Raw genomic sequence first — 19105 nt, 5'->3', positions numbered from 1 at the left:
GGCGACGCTTACTGAGTGGCCGCCTGTGCCACGCTGACGGCCAGCGCTTCGACGGAATCCACGATCGGCAGCCGGTCATCGAGCAGATGGCTGATAATGGAGAGCTCCGTGCAGGCCAGTACCAGCACATCGGCTTCCTGCGCCACCAGGTCAGCGGCGGCCTGACGCAAGGCTCCCCCGACGGCGTCATCACTCACCTGGCCTTTCTTGACGCTGCGGATCACCTCCAGCATCGCGTCCTCATCCTGGGGGTAGGCCAGCGACAGGCCACGCGCCGCGATGAAGCCTTCGTAAAGGCCAATCTTGCGCAGCGCCGGGGAACACAGCATGCCGACACGTGCGCCCGGCCACTGCGCCGCCACTCGGTCCAGGGTGCGCTCGACGATATGCCACACCGGAATCGAGACGGCGTCCTGCGCATCCTGCCAGTAGTAGTGGGCGGTGTTGCAGGGCATGACCAGAAAATCACACCCGGACTGCTCCAGTCGCTGGGCCATTTCCGCGATGGCAGGCCCCGGAGAGACATCGCCCCCTTCCAGCAGAGCCTTGATACGCGACGGCACCTTGGGATTGTTGTCGACCACCATGTGTACATGGTCGATGTCGTCCTCGGCCGGTGTGGCCTGGATCACCTGCTGCATGAAGGCCACCGTGGCATCCGGCCCCATGCCGCCCAACACGCCCACGACGATATGTTCTGCGCCCGAGGCGTCATGCGAGCTTCTCATTGGTCGTTCTCCGACAAAACTCTCACTGAAGATCAAGGCTCGAGAGGATGGCGACGTGGCCGGCATCCTCTCGAGAAACTGTTTCATGAGGCACTGTTCACGAAGGGCTGTGTTTACCCTCCGCTGCGCCGCTAGAAGCCCATCATGTCCGGCAGCCACATCGTCAGCTGCGGCACGAAGGCCAGCAGCAAGGCGATCAGCACCATGGTGCCGACCAGCGGCAGCGCCCGCACCGAGATCTTCTCGATGGACACGTTGGCGATGCTGGAGCTGATGAACATGTTCTCGCCCAGCGGCGGGGTCGAGAAGCCGATCCCGAGACTCACCACCAGCACGATCCCGAAGTGCACCGGGTCGACGCCCAGCTCCACCATCACCGGCAGCAACACTGGCGTGACGATCATGATGGTGGCCAGAATCTCGATGAACATGCCGACGATCAGCAGGAAGGCGATCACCAGCACCCACACCAGCCACAGGCTGTCGGTGATGTTGAGGATGCCCTGGGCGATCATGGCCGGAATGTGATGCTCCACCAGGATGCGACCGAAGGCGGTAGCGGTGAACATGATGATCAGCACGCGACCGGTCAGCCAGGTCGTGTTCTGGAAGGCTTCATTCAAGCCCAGCAGCGAGGACTCCTTGTGAATGAAGACACCGACGAACAGCGCATAGAAGATCGAGACGACGGCGGCTTCGGTCGGCGTGAAGAGACCGCTGTAGATGCCGCCGAGGATGACCACCGGTGCCATCAGTGACCAGAAGCCTTCCTTGAGCACCTTGAAGACACGCGCCTTGTCGTACGGCTCGCCCTGGGCCTGATAGCCGTTGCGCTTGGCGGTGATGTAGTTGGCGATCATCAGGGCCGCCCCCAGCATGATGCCCGGGATGACACCCGCCATGAACAGCGCCGAGATCGACTCGTTGGCGGTCACCCCATAGATGACCAACGGCATGCTGGGCGGAATCACGACGCCCAGTCCGCCAGCGGTGGCGGTGATCGCCGCCGGATAGCTGCGGCCGTAGCCACGTTCGATCATCGCCGGAATCACCAGCATGCCCACGGCCGCCGTGGTCGCCGGACCCGAGCCGGAAATGGCACCGAAGAACATGCAGGCCATCACCGCTGCCGCCCCAAGGCCACCTGCGGCGGGGCCCGCCAGCTCTTCGGCGATACGAATCAGACGCCGCGCGATGCCGGCGTCGCCCATCAGGGCGCCCGCCAGAATGAAGGACGGCAGTGCCATCAGCGGGAAGGAGTTGATCGCCGAGAACGCCAGCTCCACCAGTGAGGTGATGTCATCACCACTGACGACATAGACCGCCAGTGACGCCACCCCAAGGGCAACGACGATGGGTGAGCCGAGAAACAGCAGCGCACCGAACAGGGAAAAGAGAATGGTTGCAGCCATGATGATCAGCTCCCGGCCTTGGCATTGCAGGGTGCATTGACATCATGCGAAGCCCCCTGGGTAATCTTCTCGACTTCCTGTGCATCGACATCACCCGGTTCCACGCCATGCACCAGCTTCATGTACTGCACCTGCAGCACGCGCAGCGCCATCAAGGTGAAGGCAATCGGAAAGATGTAATAGACATAGGCCAGCGACCAGCCCAATGCGGGAGAGGCATAGGGGAACTCCGTCAACAGGCTGATCAGGTCAAGACTCTTGTACGCGAGGGTAAGACAGAAGCCGACCCAGATGAGGTCGACGAACAGCAGGATGGCATTGGCCACCTTGCGCGGCAGCAGATTGATATGGGTCTGCAGCCGATTGTGGGCACTCAGGTGAGCCGCGTGCGCAGCCCCCAGGAAGACGAACCAGACGAAGGCGTAGCGTGCCAGCTCTTCCATCCATGCCATGCCGATACCGAACACGACACGCAATACCACTTGGGAAAACAGCAGGAGTACGAAGACCGCGAGCAGAAAGCGGCAGGCGTAATCCTCGATATTGTTCAATCTGGCCAACATGCGAGCCTCCTTCACGATGAACTGTGAGAGGGATACCAGCACTGTCCGGTATCCCTGCTCGATAGCATTGAACGCAGCGGGGGTCGCTCAGGCGTCATTCACGCTGACGCCGCGAGCGACCCCGCCCACTCGGGCTCAGTGGCCCAATGCTTTCTGCAATTCGTCGAAGGATTCCTTGCCGCCGATCTCTTCATAGAACTGCGGCCAGACTTCTTCCTTGGCAATGCTGATCCACTTGTCCTCGTCGGTCAGCTGAGCGGACTGCATCCCTTCCGCTTCCATGGCGGCACGTGCTTCTGCCGCTTCGGTCAACTGGAATTGCAGACCGTACAGTTGCGCTTCCAGACCGGCACGATCGATGATCTCGCGCTCCTCGTCCGACAGCTTCTTGTACGATCTCATTCCCATCATGATCGGCTGCAGAGAATACTGAGAATGAATTTCGGTCAGATATTGCTGCACTTCCTGGAACTTCATCGTGTAGTTGACGATGTCCGGGTTGTCCTGACCATCGATCACGCCCTGCTGCAGGCCGGTGAAGACTTCCGGCCATGACATGCTGATGGGATTCGCTCCCCAGGCTTCATAGGTGGCAAGCATGATCTTGTTCTGCGGCACACGAATCTTCAGACCCTCAAGATCTTCCAGAGACGTCACCGGGCGCTTGGAGTTGGTCAGGTAACGGAAGTTGGAATAATGCCAGCCCAGGATATGAACCCCGGCCTCCTTCTCGGCGATCTGGTTCCACTCATCCGCCAGCGGACCAGTGGTGGCCTTGACCGCATCCGCATGACTGAGCAGCACATAGGGCATGGTCAAGGCCCCCAGGCGCGGTGCGTAGGGCGTCAGATTGCCGATCCCTGCCATGGCAAAATCCAGCTTGCCGATGCGTGCGTCCTGAATCATGCCCGTCTCGGTGCCCAGCTGACCGCCCGGGAACAGCTCAACCTGCATTTCACCGTCGGAAAGCGACTCCACCAGTTCTTCAAAGCGCTGTGCGTAGGCGCCCTGGTCAGAATCGATCGGGTCTCCCAGACCGACCTTGAAGGTCTTCGCCTGGGCAGTGGATGTCATTACCAGCATTACAGCGGTTGCCAAAAGAGTTTTATTGAACATTGTTATCACTCCAAGGGGTTGCGGATACCCCTTCTCCTGCTGACAAGAGAAGGTCATCTAGAAAAATGGCAGCGTTCAAGCCTTGTCATTGTTGGAAGCTGTCGATGTCCGTATTTTCCATTCCATCTCTGTCATTTCTTCACATCTCGCGGCAAGGCGCGTCAGCCCTTTGCCGAAATTCTCGCGGGTCATTGTGGTGAAGGGGCACTCTTTCATGCCACGGAAGATGCCTCACGGGTATCCGTCAGCGCCTCCTGAATCAGCGTGGCGATATCATCGCAATCGGCCAATTCAAAGGTCAGCGGGAGACGCAGATCACACAGCGTCGCCAGCACCCGGTCGGCATTGGGCACAGCACGATGGCTGCCCAGATAGGCCCAGCTGTCGTAGCGGCTGGTGTAATCCTCCGGCAGCAGCTTGCCATACCATTTCACCGGCAACCCACGCGCTTCACAGCCTGCGATGAAGGCGGCGATCTGCTCGTGGGTGCACTGCGCCAGCGTGAACTGGATGGAGCTTCCGACGTAGCCTTCCAGCGGGCCACGCAGGATGGGCGTGACGCCCTCCATGGCCGCGAGCCGGTCCTGCATGCGGGCATAGAGGGCATTCCAGCGCTCACGACGCTCTGCCAGCTCCCCCAGTTGCGGGCGCAGGATGGCGGCACGCAGATTGTCCATGCGACCACTCATGTTGGGGGTCTGCAGGCGCGTCTCGGCGAAGCTCTCCGCGGCCGGCGCCGCCAGGTGGCGGTCGTACAGCATGTAGGAGCCCGACAGGATGATGGCGCGTCGCATCACCTCATCATCGGCGGTCGCCAGCAGGCCACCTTCGCCGGAATTGATGTGCTTGTAGGTCTGGGTGCTGTAGCAGCCGACCTTGCCGAAGGTGCCGCTGGGCTTGCCGTCGTAGCTCGCGCCCATGGTATGCGCGCAATCCTCGATCACCGTGATGCCGCGGCTGTCGCAGACCTGCATGATCGCGTGCATGTCGCCGATATGGCCGCGCATGTGCGAGAGCATGAAGAAGCGGGCCCCGCTTTGATCGGCCGCGCGTGCCAGATCCTCCGGATCGACCGTGGTGTCCTCGAGGATGTCCACCAGCACCGGCTCGCCACCGGCGGCGACGATGCTGCCGGGCACCGGGGACAGGGTGAAGGCGTTGCACAGCACCTTGTCACCGGCCTCGAGTCCGCAGGCGCGCAGCGCCAGTTGCAAGGCATAGCCGCCGGAGGCACAGGCCAGCGCGTGGGGAATGCCCAGAGTCGCCGCGAATTCCTGCTCCAGCAGCGCCGTTTCGCCCTGCTCGCCTTCCGCCAGGTTGTAGCGATGCAGGCGACCACTGCGCATCACGGCGACGGCAGCCTCGATGGCGGTGTCGGAGATGGCTTCCTGCTGGGTGAATGACTTGGCAAAACGACGCATGTGGCCTCCTCAATACCGCTTCTGGGCATAGACGGGGAAATCCCAATCCTGCTCGGGGAAGTATTTGGTGAGGCGCCAGTCACAGGCACGCGCATGGCCTTCCATCCCTTCGGTGCGCGAGATGCGCGAACCGATGGCACTGAACTTGAGGTTGGCTTCGGCACTGAGCTGTTGCGTGGTCAGAACCTTCATGAACTTGTGGACATTCAGACCGCCGGAGTAGCGACCGGCGCGCTTGGTCGGCAGGATGTGGTTGGTGCCGGAACACTTGTCACCGTGGGTGACGGTGCTGCCTTCGCCCAGGAACAGAGAACCGTAGTTGCTGAGGTTCTGCTTCCACCATTCCAGGTCCTCACACAGCACCTGCAGGTGTTCGCAGGCGTACTGATCACTGACCTGGACCACTTCTTCGCGGGTGTCGCACAGGATGACTTCGCCGTAGTCGCGCCAGGCGGCGTGGATGACCTCGGCGTTGGGCATGTCGTTGCCGACCAGCGGCACCAGCTCGATGACGCGGCGCGCGACTTCTTCACTGGTGGTGAACAGCCAGACCGGCGAGTTCGGGCCGTGCTCCGCCTGGGAGACGAGATCCACCGCGATGGTCATCGGGTCTGCCGTGTGATCGGCGATCACCGCTGATTCGGTGGGGCCAGCGAAGACGTCGATGCCGACCTGCCCGAACAGCAGGCGCTTGGCTTCAGCCACGAAGGCGTTGCCCGGGCCGACGAGGATGTCGGCTTCACGCCCGCCGAACAGGCCGAAGGCCATGCTGGCGACCGCGTGAACGCCGCCCATCTCCAGGATGCGGTCGGCGCCAGCCACATGCATGGCATAGGCCACCGCCGGATTGATGCTGTCACCGCGCGGTGGCGAACAGGCCGTGATGTGCTTGACGCCGGCGGCCTTGGCCGTGGCGACACTCATCAGCGCCGAGGCGGCATGCGCGTAGCGTCCGCCCGGCACGTAGCAACCCGCGGCATCGATGGGCAGCACGCGCTGACCCAGCACGACACCCGGCTCGGTCTCGATCTCGAAGGACGTCAGGCTGTCGCGCTGCGCTTCGGCGAAACGACGGATCTGGCGATGGGCGAAATCGATATCGTCCTTGACGCTCTGCGGCACGCTCTCGATCAGCGTGGCCAGCTTTTCCTCACTGATGACGAAATCGCCGCTCCAGTTGTCGAACTTCTCGGCATACATGCGCACGGCGTCTTCACCACGCGAGCGAATGTCCTGCAGCATGTCCTGGACGATGGCCGTGGTGCGCTGATCTTCCTCTGCCACGCCGTCGGCTGCTTCAGCCAGCTTGAGGTGTTTGATTGTCATTGTGATTCCCCGAAAACTGCTGTGATCATCACGCTCCCTTGCCAGCTGGGCCCGGGAGCGTGTCGTTACGGGATGCGTCAGTCACGCCGCTGTCGTCAGGCGGGACGCATCACTGGCCGCAAACGCTATCAGGCCTGGTAATCCGCGAAGTTGAAGGCATCCGGGTAGCCGAACAGGGCCACGGCACCGCCGGTGTGCAGGAAGACCACGTTCTCGCCTTCCTTGAAGTGCCCCTTGCGCACCAGATCGATCAGACCGGCCATGCCCTTGCCGGAGTAGACCGGGTCCAGCAGGATGCCTTCCTGCTGAGCCAGCAGCGTGACGGCCTCGACCATGCTTTCGGTCGGAATGCCGTAGCCTTCACCGACGTAATCGCAATTGGCGACGACATCTTCACGCTTGACCACGTCAGACAGGCCCAGCTTGGCTTCGGTCTTCTGTGCCAGCGCGAAGACATTGCCTTCCTGCTTGTCCTTCGGGGCCCGCACGCCGATGCCGAGTACCGGAATGCCGGAGTTGCAGGCGGTCAGGCCCGTCACCAGACCCGCCTGGGTCCCGGCGCTGCCGGTGGCGTGCACGAGGTGATCGATCTTGAGGCCCATGTCGTTGGCCTGGGACAGCAGTTCGAGGGCGGCATTCACGTAACCCAGCGCGCCGATCTCGTTGGAGCCACCACCCGGGATGATGTAGGGCTTCTTGCCCTTGCCGATCAGCTTGTCGGCCAGCGCTTCCATCTCGGCGGCCATGTCGGCACCGCCTTCACGCTTGGCGACTGTCGCGCCATGCAGCTGGTCGAGGAAGACGTTGCCGTTGTAGTTGTAGCTGCGGTCGTCACTGCCGGTACGGTCTTCCAGCAGGATGTGGCACTCAAGGCCCAGCTTGCAGGCAGCGGCAGCGGTCTGACGCGCGTGGTTGGACTGGGTAGCGCCCTGGGTGATGATGGTGTCGGCGCCCTGCTCCAGCGCATCCGCCATCAAGAATTCCAGCTTGCGGGTCTTGTTGCCACCGGTGGAAAGCCCGGTGCAGTCATCACGTTTGATCCAGAGACGCGGCCCACCCAACAGCTTGCTCAGGTTGTCCATCGGCTCCAGCGGAGTCGAGAGGTGACCAAGGCGAACACGGGGAAAACGGGACAGATGCATACGAGCCTCCAGGCGAGTCATTGTTGTCATAGGGGGTTACTCTCATAACGACGTTCGTCGAATGTGTGACATCACTCCGGCACGCCGCCGAGCGGTCTTCTCAACAGTAAGCCGCGATTCTCGCCAGTCCCAATGCCATGTTTCTCAAAGTTTGTTACTTTTCTGCATGACCAGCTCTTTGCTCTGGTCCGACTCAGGCATCCAGAAGATCGTCATGCCCGCAACGCCGACCGGCAGTCATATCCATTGCCTGTCGGCCCTGGCCCTTCGGCGCTGAGGCACCATTGACGAACTATTGATATGTCATGCACCCGGGGTGTGCGTGCGGGCTTCACCCCAACAAGCACTCGGTGCATGATGGCCGACCTCCAACAAAAACCGACATCTCCTCAGGCGACGCATGAAGATCGAATGGATCGAAGACTTTCTCGCATTGATCGAGGCCGGGACCTTCTCGCTGGCAGCCGAGCGACGCAACGTGACGCAACCCGCCTTCTCGCGCCGGATACGGCAGCTGGAAGAGTGGCTGGGCGTCGAGCTGGTCTATCGTCAGTCGCAGCGCATGATCCTCACCGAGCACGCGCTGGAATATGAGCAGGAAATGCGGGAATGGCTGGCACGGCTCTACACGTTGCGCAGCCGTCTGCGCAGCGAGGCCCGCCAGGGGCCGAAGGCGATCATCACCACCCAGCACACCCTCACCGTCAGCTACCTGCCGCGGTTGCTGCGCTATTTCCGGCACAACTCCCCCGAAGCCGGACTGCAGGTGAAATCACTGGATCGCAGCGAATGCCTGCAACTGTTCGAGCATGACCAGGCAGACCTGCTGCTGTGCTCCGAACTGCAGGGGGCGCCGATCTTCGATGACAACGGCGACACCCAGCGCATCTCGCTGGGGCTGGAGCGGCTGCTGCCGGTGTGTGCTCCGGACGCCCAGGGGCGCCCCCTGCACCTACCGCGCAGTGACCAGCGCCTGCCCTTGATCGCCTATGATCCGGAGAGTTTTCTGGGCCAGATTCTGGCCTCGCCCTACCTGATGGACCTGCAGCGCGCCCAGGACATCGACATCATCTGCGAGACGTCCTTCACGCTGGGCATTCGTGAACTGGTGATGGCCGGATTGGGAGTCGGTTGGCTGCCCCATGGCCTGATCGAGGATGATCTGGAGAGCGGCAGACTGGTATCGCTATTGGATGATCTGGGCGGCCCGACCCTCGAGGTGGCCTGCTATTGCCGCCGTGGCAAGCACAGCGCGGCGACCGAGTCGCTGTGGCAACTACTCAACGAGAGCCCGCCTTCGGTGTAGGCCCGCCTGGCGCTCACGCATCTGCCGGGCACTGACTCGACCAGCACGCACCTGCCAACCGTTTCTTGAGGAATCAGCATGAATCGCATCAACCCCGACAAGCTGTTGCAGAGCAAATGGACCGCCGTGTCGCCCCGGGAGCGTGAGCGCCATTTCATCGTCACGCGCCTGATTCGCGATGAGCAGGACGAACATGTGATCCAGGTCGTGTTGCAGGCGGTGCTGACACGCAGGGATTACACCCTCGCCTGGCGCGAGCTCAAGGCAGATGATGTCTGGCAGATGGGCTGGAAATGACGGGCTGGAAATGATGACCTGACATGAGCATCGCTGAACGCAGAAACGCCGCCCAAGGGCGGCGTTTCTGCGTCTACGCAACAGAAGATGAGACGGGGTGATGCCTGATCTTGTCTGACCTTGACTGTCCTTGGCTGGCCTCGAGACTGACCGCAAGTCGCTGAGAAAAGATCTCAGACCACGACCTCGGCTTCCAGCTGGTCACACAGCCGCGCCATGCGCTGCACCGCTTCCAGCAGGCTGTCGTCCGGCACGGTCAGGGCGACACGTACCAGCGGCGTACCGCAATCGCCGAAGACGCTGCCGGGCATTACCGCCACCTGCTGCTGTTCCAGCAGCCGCCAGGCGAATTGCTCACCGTCCAGGCCGGTGCGTGAGACATCGACCATCAGGAACATGCCGCCCTGGGGCAGGCTGGAGGACAGCTGCGGGATGGCCGCCAGCGTCTCGTGAACCAGACGCGCGCGGCGCCCGAGTGATTCGCGCAGACGCTCGGTGGTATCGAAATCGCCGCGCAGCGCGGCCTCGGTCATGTCGGCGATGAAGGGCTGGTTGCCGAACAGCATGGTTTCCGAAACAGGCAACAGCCGACGACAGAATTCCGCCGAGCCGATGGCCCAGCCACTGCGAAAGCCGGTAGCGGCGTGACTCTTGGAAATGGAGGACACCACCACGGTGCGCTCACGCAGTGCCTCGATTTCCAGCGGCGAGACGAATTCGCCCGTGAAGATCAGCGCTTCATAGACCTCATCGCAGACGATCCACAGATCATGCTCGCGACATAGCGCGCCGATGTGCTCGAGAGTCGCCCGGTCCATCACCGCCCCGGTGGGGTTGTGCGGGGTATTGAGCAGCAACACACGGCTCTGCGGCGTGATGGCTGCGGCCAGATCTTCCGGCTGCAACACGAAGCCATGCTCCATGCGCAGCGGTACCGGCTGCAGGTCACCGCCGGCGCCGCGGATCACGCCCTCATAGGTGGCGTAGTAGGGGTCGCCGGTCAGTACGCCGGCCCCCTCCTCCACCAGCGCCAGCATCACCGCGAACAGCGCCGTCTGCGTGCCGGGGAAACACAGCACGTTGTCTGCGCTGATCTCGGGCATGCGCGCGGCGTAGCGCTCGGCCAGCGCCGCGACCAGCCCCGGCTCGCCACGGCCATCAGAGTAGCGGGTACGACCGGCGCGCAGCGCCTCGACACAGTGCTCGACCAGGGCCGGATGCGTGGCGATATCCGGCTCGCCGATGGTCAGCTCGATGATCGGCTCGCCGGTCTGGATACGCTGGCGGGCAGCGCTGTGAACGGCCCATTTGTCACCGCCCAGATCACTCAGTCGTTCGGTAATGGTGGCGTAGCGCATGCTCAACTCCTGTGAGGTGGGGGTGATGTCGTGATAGCGACGTGCTCAAGCAAGGTGCCCTGTGGCAGCCGCAGAATGCCCTCTGCCGCCCGCATGGCGATCGCGGGCAGCCGCTCGACCGGATAGAGGCCGTGTTCCAGCCCGCCTTCCAGCCACAGGCCATCGATCAAGCCATTGAGGGCGATCGCCTGTTCCTGACATTCGCTCTCGGTGGCGGGCAGCGCGTGGGCACTCAACACCGGCTGGACCAGCTGTGCGAGCAGATCGAGAAACTCACGATAGGTTTCCTGGTGCACCGCCGAATAGCTGGCATCGTGGCGCACCCGGCCAATGAAGGTCGCCCACAGGGAGATCTTGTGGGCAGCCAGGTTGGGCTGCGTGAGGCTCGCCGCGATGAAGCGCGCCAGACGACACGCCGGGGGTTCATCACTGGCCGGGCTGGCATCGGCGATATCGGAGGTCAACTGGCCCATCATGTAGGCGTAGGCGGCCCGCACCATGTCGTCCTTGGTGCCGAAATGGTGGCGAATCAGTCCGGGCGAGACTCCGGCAGCCTCCGCCACGCGGCGCACGCTGGCGCCGGCCAGACCGTGCTGCGCGACACAGCTCAGGGTGGCTTCCAGCAGGTCGCGACGACGCTGATCCTGGGAAAGCCGCTGGAATGCCTTGCGACTCATCGTGATGTCTCCCGTCCGGTCGCGGGCCCGCGCATCATGCACTCGATGGGCTGATCAACGACGATGCTTTCAACAGCGCGCCTGCTATTAACAACGATAATCACAGCCAAGGCTCTCCAGCAGTCGCAGATGAGACTCCCACTCCAGCGCCAGATCTCCCTCCTCGTGGATGGCCATATCGTACTGACCGACCACATGCTCACAGATCTCGGGCGAGAGGCGGCGCACCGGCTGGCCCATGGACAGGGTCGCGACCTGGATCTCGCAGCTGCGCTCGAGATAGAACATGTTGTTGAACATCTCGGCGGCAGAAGCGCCGGTGGTCAGCAGGCCATGATTGCGCAAGATCAGCGCCGGATTGTCGCCAAGGCTCGCCACGATGCGTTCGCGCTCATCCAGATCCAGCGCGATACCCTCGTAATCGTGGTAGGAGACGCGGCCATGGAACTGCAGGGCGATCTGATTCAGGGGCAAGAGCCCTTCTTCCAGGCTCGACACCGCCACACCGGCGCGGGTATGGGTATGCATGATCCAGCTGGCTGAGTGACTTGCCGCATGAATCGCCGAGTGAATGGTGAAACCGGCCGGATTGACCCGCGCGGCGCTGTCATCGACCTTCTGGCCGTTGACGTCGATCTTGACCAGCGAGGACGCCGTGATCTCCTCCCAGCGCCAGCCGTAGGGATTGATCAGAAAATGCCCTTCCTCATCCGGCACCCGCGCGGTGATGTGGGTGTAGATCAGGTCGGTCATGCGATAGTGCGCTGCCAACCGGTAGCAGGCCGCCAGGTCCAGGCGTGCTTGCCACTCCGCGTCACTCATGGTCGATGCCGGCATGTTGCTGTCTCCTGTGGTCACAATGTCACTGTCTGGGGTCGAGAAAGGCTCGGCTGAGCCTTGAGAAGCATTGAAGCGTCCACCTTCGGGGTTCAAGCGACGCGAGCCTCAATCGCTGCGGCCCTCAATAGCCGCGCTGGCGATCCACGCCCAGCGTGAGCGGCAGGCCATCGTGCAACTCACGCGCCGTGGCCACCACCTGCTCGGCCACCACCTCGGGGAGCGAGTCACTGGCCACGTGCGGCGTGATGCGCAGGCGCGCGTCCTGCCACCAGCGGTGAGTGGGCGCCAGCGGCTCCTCGCGGAAGACATCCAGCGTCGCGCCTGCCAGTTGCCCGGCGTCGAGCGCGGCTTCAAGGTCCGCTTCCACCAGGTGCTCGCCGCGACCGATCTGCACCAGCCAGGCGCCACGGCGCAGCCGGGCGAACAAGGCAGCGTTCAACACGTTCTCGGTCGCCGGGGTCAACGGCAGGATATTGATCAGATAATCGGCACCGTCAGCCGCCGCCATGACGGCAGCCTCACCGGTCAGGTAACGCACACCCGGCACCGGCGCGGCCGGTTCGCTGCGACAGGCGACCGTCACCGAGAAGCCCAGGGTCAACAGCGAAGTGACGACGGCGCGCCCCATACTGCCGTGGCCCAGTACTGCCACCTGTGCCTTCTCTGGCGCACGCATTGCCAAGGGCTGCCATTCGCCACGCGTGGCATTGTCGGCCATGACGGCAAACTCGCGCTCGCGATGCAGTACCTCGTGAGCGGCGAAACCGGCCATCAGATACGCCTGATGCGGGTCGCGCACCCGTGCGACCTGAACCTCGGCCGAGAGCCCCGGATGCCCCAGCAGGGCGTCCACCCCCGCCGCGATCGACATGGCAAGCCGAAGATTCGGGTACGGCGTGAAGGCGTCCTCCCCCGGCTGCCAGCAGATGGCGAACCGCACCGCGCTCGGGTCCTCGATCTCATGCGGATGACGCAGCACGACATCGTCGCCCAGCTGGCGCAGCGCTTCACCGTAGACGCTGTCCAGGTCCAGGGACTCACTCAGATAGACACCCAGAATCGGGGCTTGGCTTGGCATTGGCTCTCCTTGTGACACGACTGGCAGCGAGTGGGTTGCCATGGATTTACCCTCACTATTACACACTCGTATAACTACTGCCAACCGTCACGTGCTCCCCTGCTCCCTCATCGCCTTGCCAATGCCTTGATCGAGGGGTTTTGCCGTCACCGCACTGTTCTGGAGGAAACATGCGCGCCACAACGACAAAAGGAGAGGCGCAAGCGCCTCTCCTTTCACATGTGTCATCTGGTCGATGGTGCAAGCTGGCGTCAGCGGTGATGACAGCCAGCCGCTGCCAAGCTGATGGCAGCGAGGGGGTCACAACGAAGCCACCTTCGCCACTGGCGGGCGCTGCTTGCCCTGGGTGACGATGTAGATACCGCTTGCAACCACGATGGCGGCGCCCAGCAGGGTCATGGCATCGAGGCTTTCCCCCAGCACCATGACCCCGAGCGCCAAGGCAAACAGGACGCGGGTATAGCGAAATGGCGTGACCACCGAGACCTCGCCCTTGCGCATGGCAATCGTCAAGGCGTTGTAGGCGATGACCCCGAGTATCACGGCACCCACGATCAGCCAGGTCGCCTCGGGCGCATACGCAAGCGGGGTCTGCTGGTAGAGAGCGATCAGCCCCCCCGCCGGGATCAGGGCGAGAAAGCCATAGATGCCGAGCTGAACGTTGGACAGCGACGCCGGCGCGCCGCGCGTCGCCAGGTCCCGTCCGGCGAAGCCGATCGTGCTGATCACCGCAAACAGTGAGGTCATGTTGAAGCTGTCGAGGCCAGGGCGCACGATCAGCAACACGCCAATGAAGCCGACACCGATTGCCAGCCAGCGCTTGCGGCTGACGCGCTCCCCGAAGAACATTGCCGCCCCGGCCACCACGACCAGCGGCGTCGCCTGAAGGATGGTGGAGGCAGTGGAAAGCGGCATCAGGGTGATGGCGAGAGCGAAGCTGCTGCGGGCGATGATCTCACAGATGACACGCACCAGAATCGGACGCGAGAAGATCGCCGCAGGCATGAGGGACTCACCGCGCAGGCAGGTCAACAGCATGAAGACCAGCATGCCGCCGAGACCGAACAGCATCAGGGTGATACCGGTCGAGGTATGCCCCGCCGCCAACTTGAACAACAGATCCTCCACCGCGAATGCTGCCATCGCGATGACCATGAAAACACTGCCACGCATATTTTCCACTCAAGCCCCCTTGGTCTTTCAAGTCACATTCACCAGACGGTCTGGCGGCCAGGATCAAGCGCGTATCGCGCTGCAACATCAACCCACGGCAGGCAGCGGGTCCGCTTGATCATCGGTGGCATCGTCCCACCATCACGCCATCAAGTCTTGCACCCTGCGCTTGAGGTGAAACAGGCGCGATTGCCGCAAAGACGCGTTTCAGAACCCCCCATGATGGCGCAAGGCCACGCTATCCGGCACTCGAGTGATGCGCTGGCAGCGCTCTTGTTAGACGAAAGATATGGCGTCAGGCGCCCGGCGCGCTCGAATCTGAACGTCAAGGAAAGCCAGAACTTCAAGGCAAGCCTCGCACAGCAAGACGCCCTCGATCACCGAGCGCGAGCTCGTGAACGCGGGCGTCAGTCCTCAATATCTCTTCACACGGCTCAGTCCTGCTGATTCTCCAGCAGCGACTTCAGGCCATGCGGCTGGCAACGCAGGTACTGGGGCGCGGCCTTGACGGTGTCACCCAGCGCAGCAGCCGCGTGCCACGGCCAGCGCGGGTCGTAGAGAATGCCACGCGCCAGCGCGATGGCATCGGCACGCTCGTTCGCCAGCAGGTCTTCGGCCTGCTGCGGCTCGGTGATCAGGCCAACGGCAATCACCGGCATCTTCACCTGCGCCTTCAGGGCCTCGGCGTGCGGCACCTGATAGTTGGGCGCTACCGGAATCTGCTGCTGCGCGCTGAGCCCGCCACTGGAGACATGCAGATAGTGGCAGCCACGACCGTCCAGCGCCTTGGCAAGTTCGATGCTCTGCTCGAGGTCCCAGCCGCCCTCGACCCAGTCCGTCGCGCTGATCCGGATGCCCAGCATCACGTGCTGCGGGATCGCGGCCCGCACGGCGTCAAAGACCTCAAGCGTCAGACGCATGCGATTCTCGAGCGAGCCACCGTAGTCATCATCGCGCTGATTGCTCAACGGCGACAGGAACTCGTGCAGCAGATAACCATGCGCCGCATGCAACTCGATGCCGTCCAGGCCAAGCTCGACGGCGCGCTGTGCCGCCGCCACGAAGTCCGCGATGGTGCGGCGGATCTGCTCGCCACTCATCGCCTCGGGGAGCGGCCCGCCTTCGCTGAAGGGAATCGCGCTGGGAGCGAGTACCTGCCAGCCATTGTCGTTGCCGGGCGCGATGGCAGCACCGCCCTCCCAAGGCTTCTGGCAGGATGCCTTGCGTCCCGCATGACCGATCTGCACCGCTAGCGGCATCGGCGAATAGCGGCGGATACGCTCGACGACCCCCTGCATGGCTTGCTGGCAAGCCTCATCGTAGAGTCCGACATCGCCGTGGGTGATGCGCCCTTCCGGTGCGACGGCGCTGGCCTCGAAGATCAACAGCCCAGCCCCGGACTGGGCGAGATTGCCAAGATGCTGATCATGCCAGGCCTGCATCTGGCCCTCCTCGGCGGAGTACTGACACATGGGTGCGATGATGATGCGATTGTCCAGCGTGAGCGGGCCGAGGGTGAGCGATGAAAACAGTGTGGACATGGAGTTCCTCTGGATGCAGACAGGGCGGGTTCGGCAAGGCGCAGGCGCGAACATGTCGAGATGGTCCGTGCTGCCAAAGCCGATGCAGTGCAAGCACAATGCGGGCACTGGGGAGGCGCCACAAGCGCAGGTTGGCCGTGATGACGGCAACGCTGAGTTGCCCATGCTTCACGCACGCCCTGCCAGCGCCTCACCATAAGCGCCCCACCATCAGCGACTCGCCTCGTCCTCCAGCACTTCCTTGACCAGCAGACGCCCGACATCGGCAATCGCAGCATTGCGTGCTGCCAGTTCCGCCTCGCTTTCGGTCAGATAGACCGCCACGATCAACGGGGCACGCAACGGCGGCCACAGGATGGCAACGTCATTGTTGGTGCCATACCCCCCGCCGCCGGTCTTGTCCGCGATCTGCCAGTCATCGGGCAAGGCCGCCCGCAGCTTGTCATCGCCGGTGGTGTTGGCCAGCATCCAGCCCTGCAGGGCAAGGCGCGATGGCTCGCTCAGCGCATCCCCCACCAGCAATCGCTGCAGGGTGGCCGCCATCGCGTGCGGCGTGGTGGTATCGCGCGGGTCACCGGGAGTGGCCTCATTGAGCGCCGTTTCACGTCTATCCAGCCGCGTGCTGTCATCGTCCAGGCGCCGCAGATAGGCCGTCAGTGCAGCAGGACCGCCCAGGGTGTCGAGAATCAGGTTGCCCGCGGTATTGTCGCTGGTCGTGATAGTTGCATGGCACAACGCCTCAAGCGTCAGCCCGCCATCCTGGGTGTGGTTCTCGGTGATGGGGGAGTAGGTCACGAGATCCGCCGGGCGAATCGCCACCTTGCGTGACAACGATTCCTGGCCTTCGTCCACCCGAGAGAGCAGATGACCACAGGCCAGCACCTTGAAAGTGCTGCTCATGGGGAAGCGCTCATTCCCCCGCCAGCTGAAACGGGTGCCATCGGCGGTATCCAGAACAGTGACGCCGATTCGCGCGCCGACCTCTGATTCGATGTCCTGAATGGCCGACGCCGAGAGCGGCTTGTCAGCGGCCTGTGCGCCCAGCGGCAGACAGGCAAGCGCGGCGGCGGCCAGCCACTGTTTCCAGCACCTTGAAGGCCTGACAGCAAGCTTTACCGCAAGGCTGGAAGAGTGCAATGGAGACGAGCGGTGATCGGCACCGCACAGGCGCTGAGGGGATGAAGGCATCAATGACATGTCCTGATCATGGGGAGCGGTCGTGTCGCAGCAGACACAACCAATATGCAGCATGCTACATGTACCATAGCCGCTTAAGCGCGGACATGCCGGCCATCTCACTACGGGCCGCGGACTGGCAGAGACTTGATCTGGGTCAATGCCAGCGCACGATGCCCTCACTCATCGAGAACCTTGAGCGTCTTGTTGCGCTTGGCGCCGGGCTTGGCATGCCATGACAGGCGAATATCGAGGCGATGATGATCATCCTCTCGCCGCGCCGTGACCTTGAGGGTCATCAGGCCGCGCGGTGCCAGCCGTATCTCGCCGTCCTCATCGCGAAATGACAGCAGGCCCTTGCCCAGCCCCTTGATGATGGCCTTGAGAATGTCCTGAACGCCATCGATGGATTGCAATGATTCATGTCGGAACAGCGACTTGTCCTGCTTGTCGTCTTTCACCAGCCTCTCCTGTACGTGTTTCAGGGCGCGTAGACCTTGACCTCGGGATGGTCATTGCTGATGCCGACGATGCGTCCACAGGCTTCTATCAGCGTCGCCCCCATGCCCACGCCATCCAGCCCTTCCTTGCGGCGTGAATTGCGATCCAGGGTGACGTCGCCCTCGATATGCAGAAGCCCGTGGCGCCAGCCCAGTTGCTGGCCCGCCTGATGATTGACGTGACCATGCATCACGGCACGAATGCCGACCTTGTGCAGGCGCTTGACGCCTGCGGCGCTCAGCACCATGTCGCTCTTGCGATATTTGGTGCGCAGTACATTGGCCAGCTCACCGTAATAGAAGGTGAACGGGTCTTCGCGCAGGATGCGCCGGAATTCCTGATTGACCTGCGAGACCTTCTGGCGGCCGAGTCGTCTGGCGAAGGCATCATCCACGCCTGCATGGACATGCAGGAAGGCGCCACTGCGATAGGCAAGGCGCATCTCGTCGAAGAACCAGGCAAAGCGCCCGCCGGGCTTGAGAAACAGCTCGTGGGCCTTGAGCGCGGCGGCATAGGTCTGGCGCAACGAGAGACCGTGTTTCTCACAGGCATGCTCGAAGCCATCGGCCTTGGCGCTCAGGCGAGTGACCTCCTTCTCCAGCGCCTCCCCCTTGAGCACATGGCCTGCCGATTTGCGAAACTGTTCCGCCCAGTCCGGCCCCGGGTACAGGCGCCGACGGCATTCACTTCGCGAGGGAATGCTCTTCATCGCCCGCGGTCTGTCCGCCAGGTAGTGATCGAAGACTTCCTTGAGCAGCGCCAGGCCCTTGGCGCCCATGCGCACGAACAGATGATCGGTCCTCGCCGAATCATCATGACTCAGCCGCATCAGCGCCAGCATCAGCCGCATGTCGTGATTGCCCGCCAGCAACTTGAGACGTGCCCCACTGCGCATCAAGGTGCGCAGGGCTTCCAGCAGTTCCAGATTGCTGGGGCCCTTGTCGAGGCAGTCACCGCCGATGACGAAGACACTGCGCTTGCCCCGTGCCGTCAACACCAGGTTGTCCCGCGAGGTCAGGCGCACACCGCCACTGGCCACCAGAGACGCGATGAAGGCTTCCGCGTCGGCATGCGCATCGGAGATGAAGATGACATCGCGGCGTGGCCAGTCCTTGCTGCCCAGCTTGCGAGCGGCGCGGGACACCTTGTCACCGGCGCGCAGGTGCTGATGTGTCTCGGGCCACTGAGCCGCGTGACTGGGCAGCGCCTTCAGATAACGCGTCGGGCCTCGGTAACGCGGTACGGCGTCGCTCATGGGGGGACTGAGGGTCATTGGGCTATCTCCTTGTGGCATCTGCTTGCCTCGTTGAACTCACCGGCTTGTGGCAAGCAAGCGCCTTGCCGCTCCTTGGGGACCATCCGGGGGCATGCGGAATGTGGAATGAGGTCACGAGCACAGGGCGACAAGCTTATGACCGTTTGATCACAGAAAGATGACAGGCCCGTATCA

The 19105-nt window shown here is 62.9% G+C and carries 18 protein-coding genes; 2 read left to right on the top strand and 16 right to left on the bottom strand.

The window, feature by feature from the left end; translation table 11 throughout:
• Nucleotides 1-8 precede the first annotated feature (8 nt).
• The 7 genes from R2R70_RS12710 to R2R70_RS12680 form a co-directional block, all read right to left on the bottom strand.
• Nucleotides 9-728, bottom strand: a complete 720-nt coding sequence (locus tag R2R70_RS12710) for an aspartate/glutamate racemase family protein (protein WP_107334921.1) — start codon at nt 726-728, stop codon at nt 9-11.
• 131 nt (nt 729-859) lie between these two features.
• The gene (locus R2R70_RS12705; protein ID WP_054556007.1) at nt 860-2140 is read right to left on the bottom strand and encodes a TRAP transporter large permease; all 1281 of its coding nucleotides are present in this window, start codon (nt 2138-2140) and stop codon (nt 860-862) included.
• Between the two features lie 5 nt (nt 2141-2145).
• On the bottom strand, nt 2146-2703 hold the full coding sequence (locus tag R2R70_RS12700; protein ID WP_410978192.1) for a TRAP transporter small permease: 558 nt from the start codon (nt 2701-2703) through the stop codon (nt 2146-2148).
• A gap of 135 nt (nt 2704-2838) precedes the next feature.
• Nucleotides 2839-3786 carry a TRAP transporter substrate-binding protein gene (locus tag R2R70_RS12695; protein WP_410978191.1) on the bottom strand — a complete coding sequence of 316 codons (948 nt, stop codon included), beginning with the start codon at nt 3784-3786 and terminating at the stop codon, nt 2839-2841.
• Nucleotides 3787-4031: 245 nt separating this feature from the next.
• Complete coding sequence (locus tag R2R70_RS12690) at nt 4032-5240, bottom strand: DegT/DnrJ/EryC1/StrS family aminotransferase (protein WP_410978190.1); 1209 nt, start codon at nt 5238-5240, stop codon at nt 4032-4034.
• 9 nt (nt 5241-5249) lie between these two features.
• On the bottom strand, nt 5250-6566 hold the full coding sequence (hisD, locus tag R2R70_RS12685) for a histidinol dehydrogenase (protein ID WP_410978189.1): 1317 nt from the start codon (nt 6564-6566) through the stop codon (nt 5250-5252).
• Nucleotides 6567-6694: 128 nt separating this feature from the next.
• A complete protein-coding gene (locus R2R70_RS12680) occupies nt 6695-7708 on the bottom strand; it encodes a D-cysteine desulfhydrase (RefSeq protein ID WP_054556003.1) in 1014 nt (337 codons plus the stop codon).
• 400 nt (nt 7709-8108) lie between these two features.
• Here R2R70_RS12680 and R2R70_RS12675 point away from each other — a divergent pair, with 400 nt between their 5' ends.
• Complete coding sequence (locus R2R70_RS12675) at nt 8109-9014, top strand: LysR family transcriptional regulator (protein WP_043332806.1); 906 nt, start codon at nt 8109-8111, stop codon at nt 9012-9014.
• A gap of 78 nt (nt 9015-9092) precedes the next feature.
• Complete coding sequence (locus R2R70_RS12670) at nt 9093-9311, top strand: TIGR02450 family Trp-rich protein (RefSeq protein ID WP_410978188.1); 219 nt, start codon at nt 9093-9095, stop codon at nt 9309-9311.
• Nucleotides 9312-9484: 173 nt separating this feature from the next.
• Here the strand turns inward: R2R70_RS12670 and R2R70_RS12665 are convergent, their stop codons facing one another.
• The 9 genes from R2R70_RS12665 to R2R70_RS12625 form a co-directional block, all read right to left on the bottom strand.
• Complete coding sequence (locus tag R2R70_RS12665) at nt 9485-10669, bottom strand: pyridoxal phosphate-dependent aminotransferase (RefSeq protein ID WP_410978187.1); 1185 nt, start codon at nt 10667-10669, stop codon at nt 9485-9487.
• A 2-nt stretch (nt 10670-10671) separates the two neighbouring features.
• Entirely contained in the window at nt 10672-11346 is a 675-nt protein-coding gene (locus R2R70_RS12660; protein WP_410978186.1) for a TetR/AcrR family transcriptional regulator, read from the bottom strand.
• Between the two features lie 87 nt (nt 11347-11433).
• Nucleotides 11434-12183, bottom strand: coding sequence for a class II aldolase/adducin family protein (locus R2R70_RS12655; RefSeq protein WP_197738731.1), 750 nt, complete (start codon nt 12181-12183; stop codon nt 11434-11436).
• Nucleotides 12184-12307: 124 nt separating this feature from the next.
• Nucleotides 12308-13264: an NAD(P)-dependent oxidoreductase gene (locus R2R70_RS12650; RefSeq protein WP_410978185.1), complete on the bottom strand. Its 957-nt coding sequence runs from the start codon at nt 13262-13264 to the stop codon at nt 12308-12310.
• Nucleotides 13265-13564: 300 nt separating this feature from the next.
• Nucleotides 13565-14437, bottom strand: coding sequence for a DMT family transporter (locus R2R70_RS12645; protein ID WP_410978184.1), 873 nt, complete (start codon nt 14435-14437; stop codon nt 13565-13567).
• Nucleotides 14438-14871: 434 nt separating this feature from the next.
• Nucleotides 14872-15978 carry an NADH:flavin oxidoreductase/NADH oxidase gene (locus R2R70_RS12640; protein WP_410978183.1) on the bottom strand — a complete coding sequence of 369 codons (1107 nt, stop codon included), beginning with the start codon at nt 15976-15978 and terminating at the stop codon, nt 14872-14874.
• A gap of 210 nt (nt 15979-16188) precedes the next feature.
• Entirely contained in the window at nt 16189-17166 is a 978-nt protein-coding gene (gene bla, locus R2R70_RS12635) for a class A beta-lactamase (RefSeq protein ID WP_082388568.1), read from the bottom strand.
• Between the two features lie 167 nt (nt 17167-17333).
• Entirely contained in the window at nt 17334-17615 is a 282-nt protein-coding gene (locus R2R70_RS12630; RefSeq protein WP_054555998.1) for an amphi-Trp domain-containing protein, read from the bottom strand.
• Between the two features lie 20 nt (nt 17616-17635).
• A complete protein-coding gene (locus R2R70_RS12625) occupies nt 17636-18928 on the bottom strand; it encodes a metallophosphoesterase (protein ID WP_172978651.1) in 1293 nt (430 codons plus the stop codon).
• Between the last annotated feature and the right edge of the window lie 177 nt (nt 18929-19105).

This window comes from Cobetia sp. SIMBA_158 (assembly GCF_046566945.1).
GTDB lineage: Bacteria > Pseudomonadota > Gammaproteobacteria > Pseudomonadales > Halomonadaceae > Cobetia > Cobetia amphilecti.
This window is presented reverse-complemented; position numbering and strand designations above follow the sequence as displayed.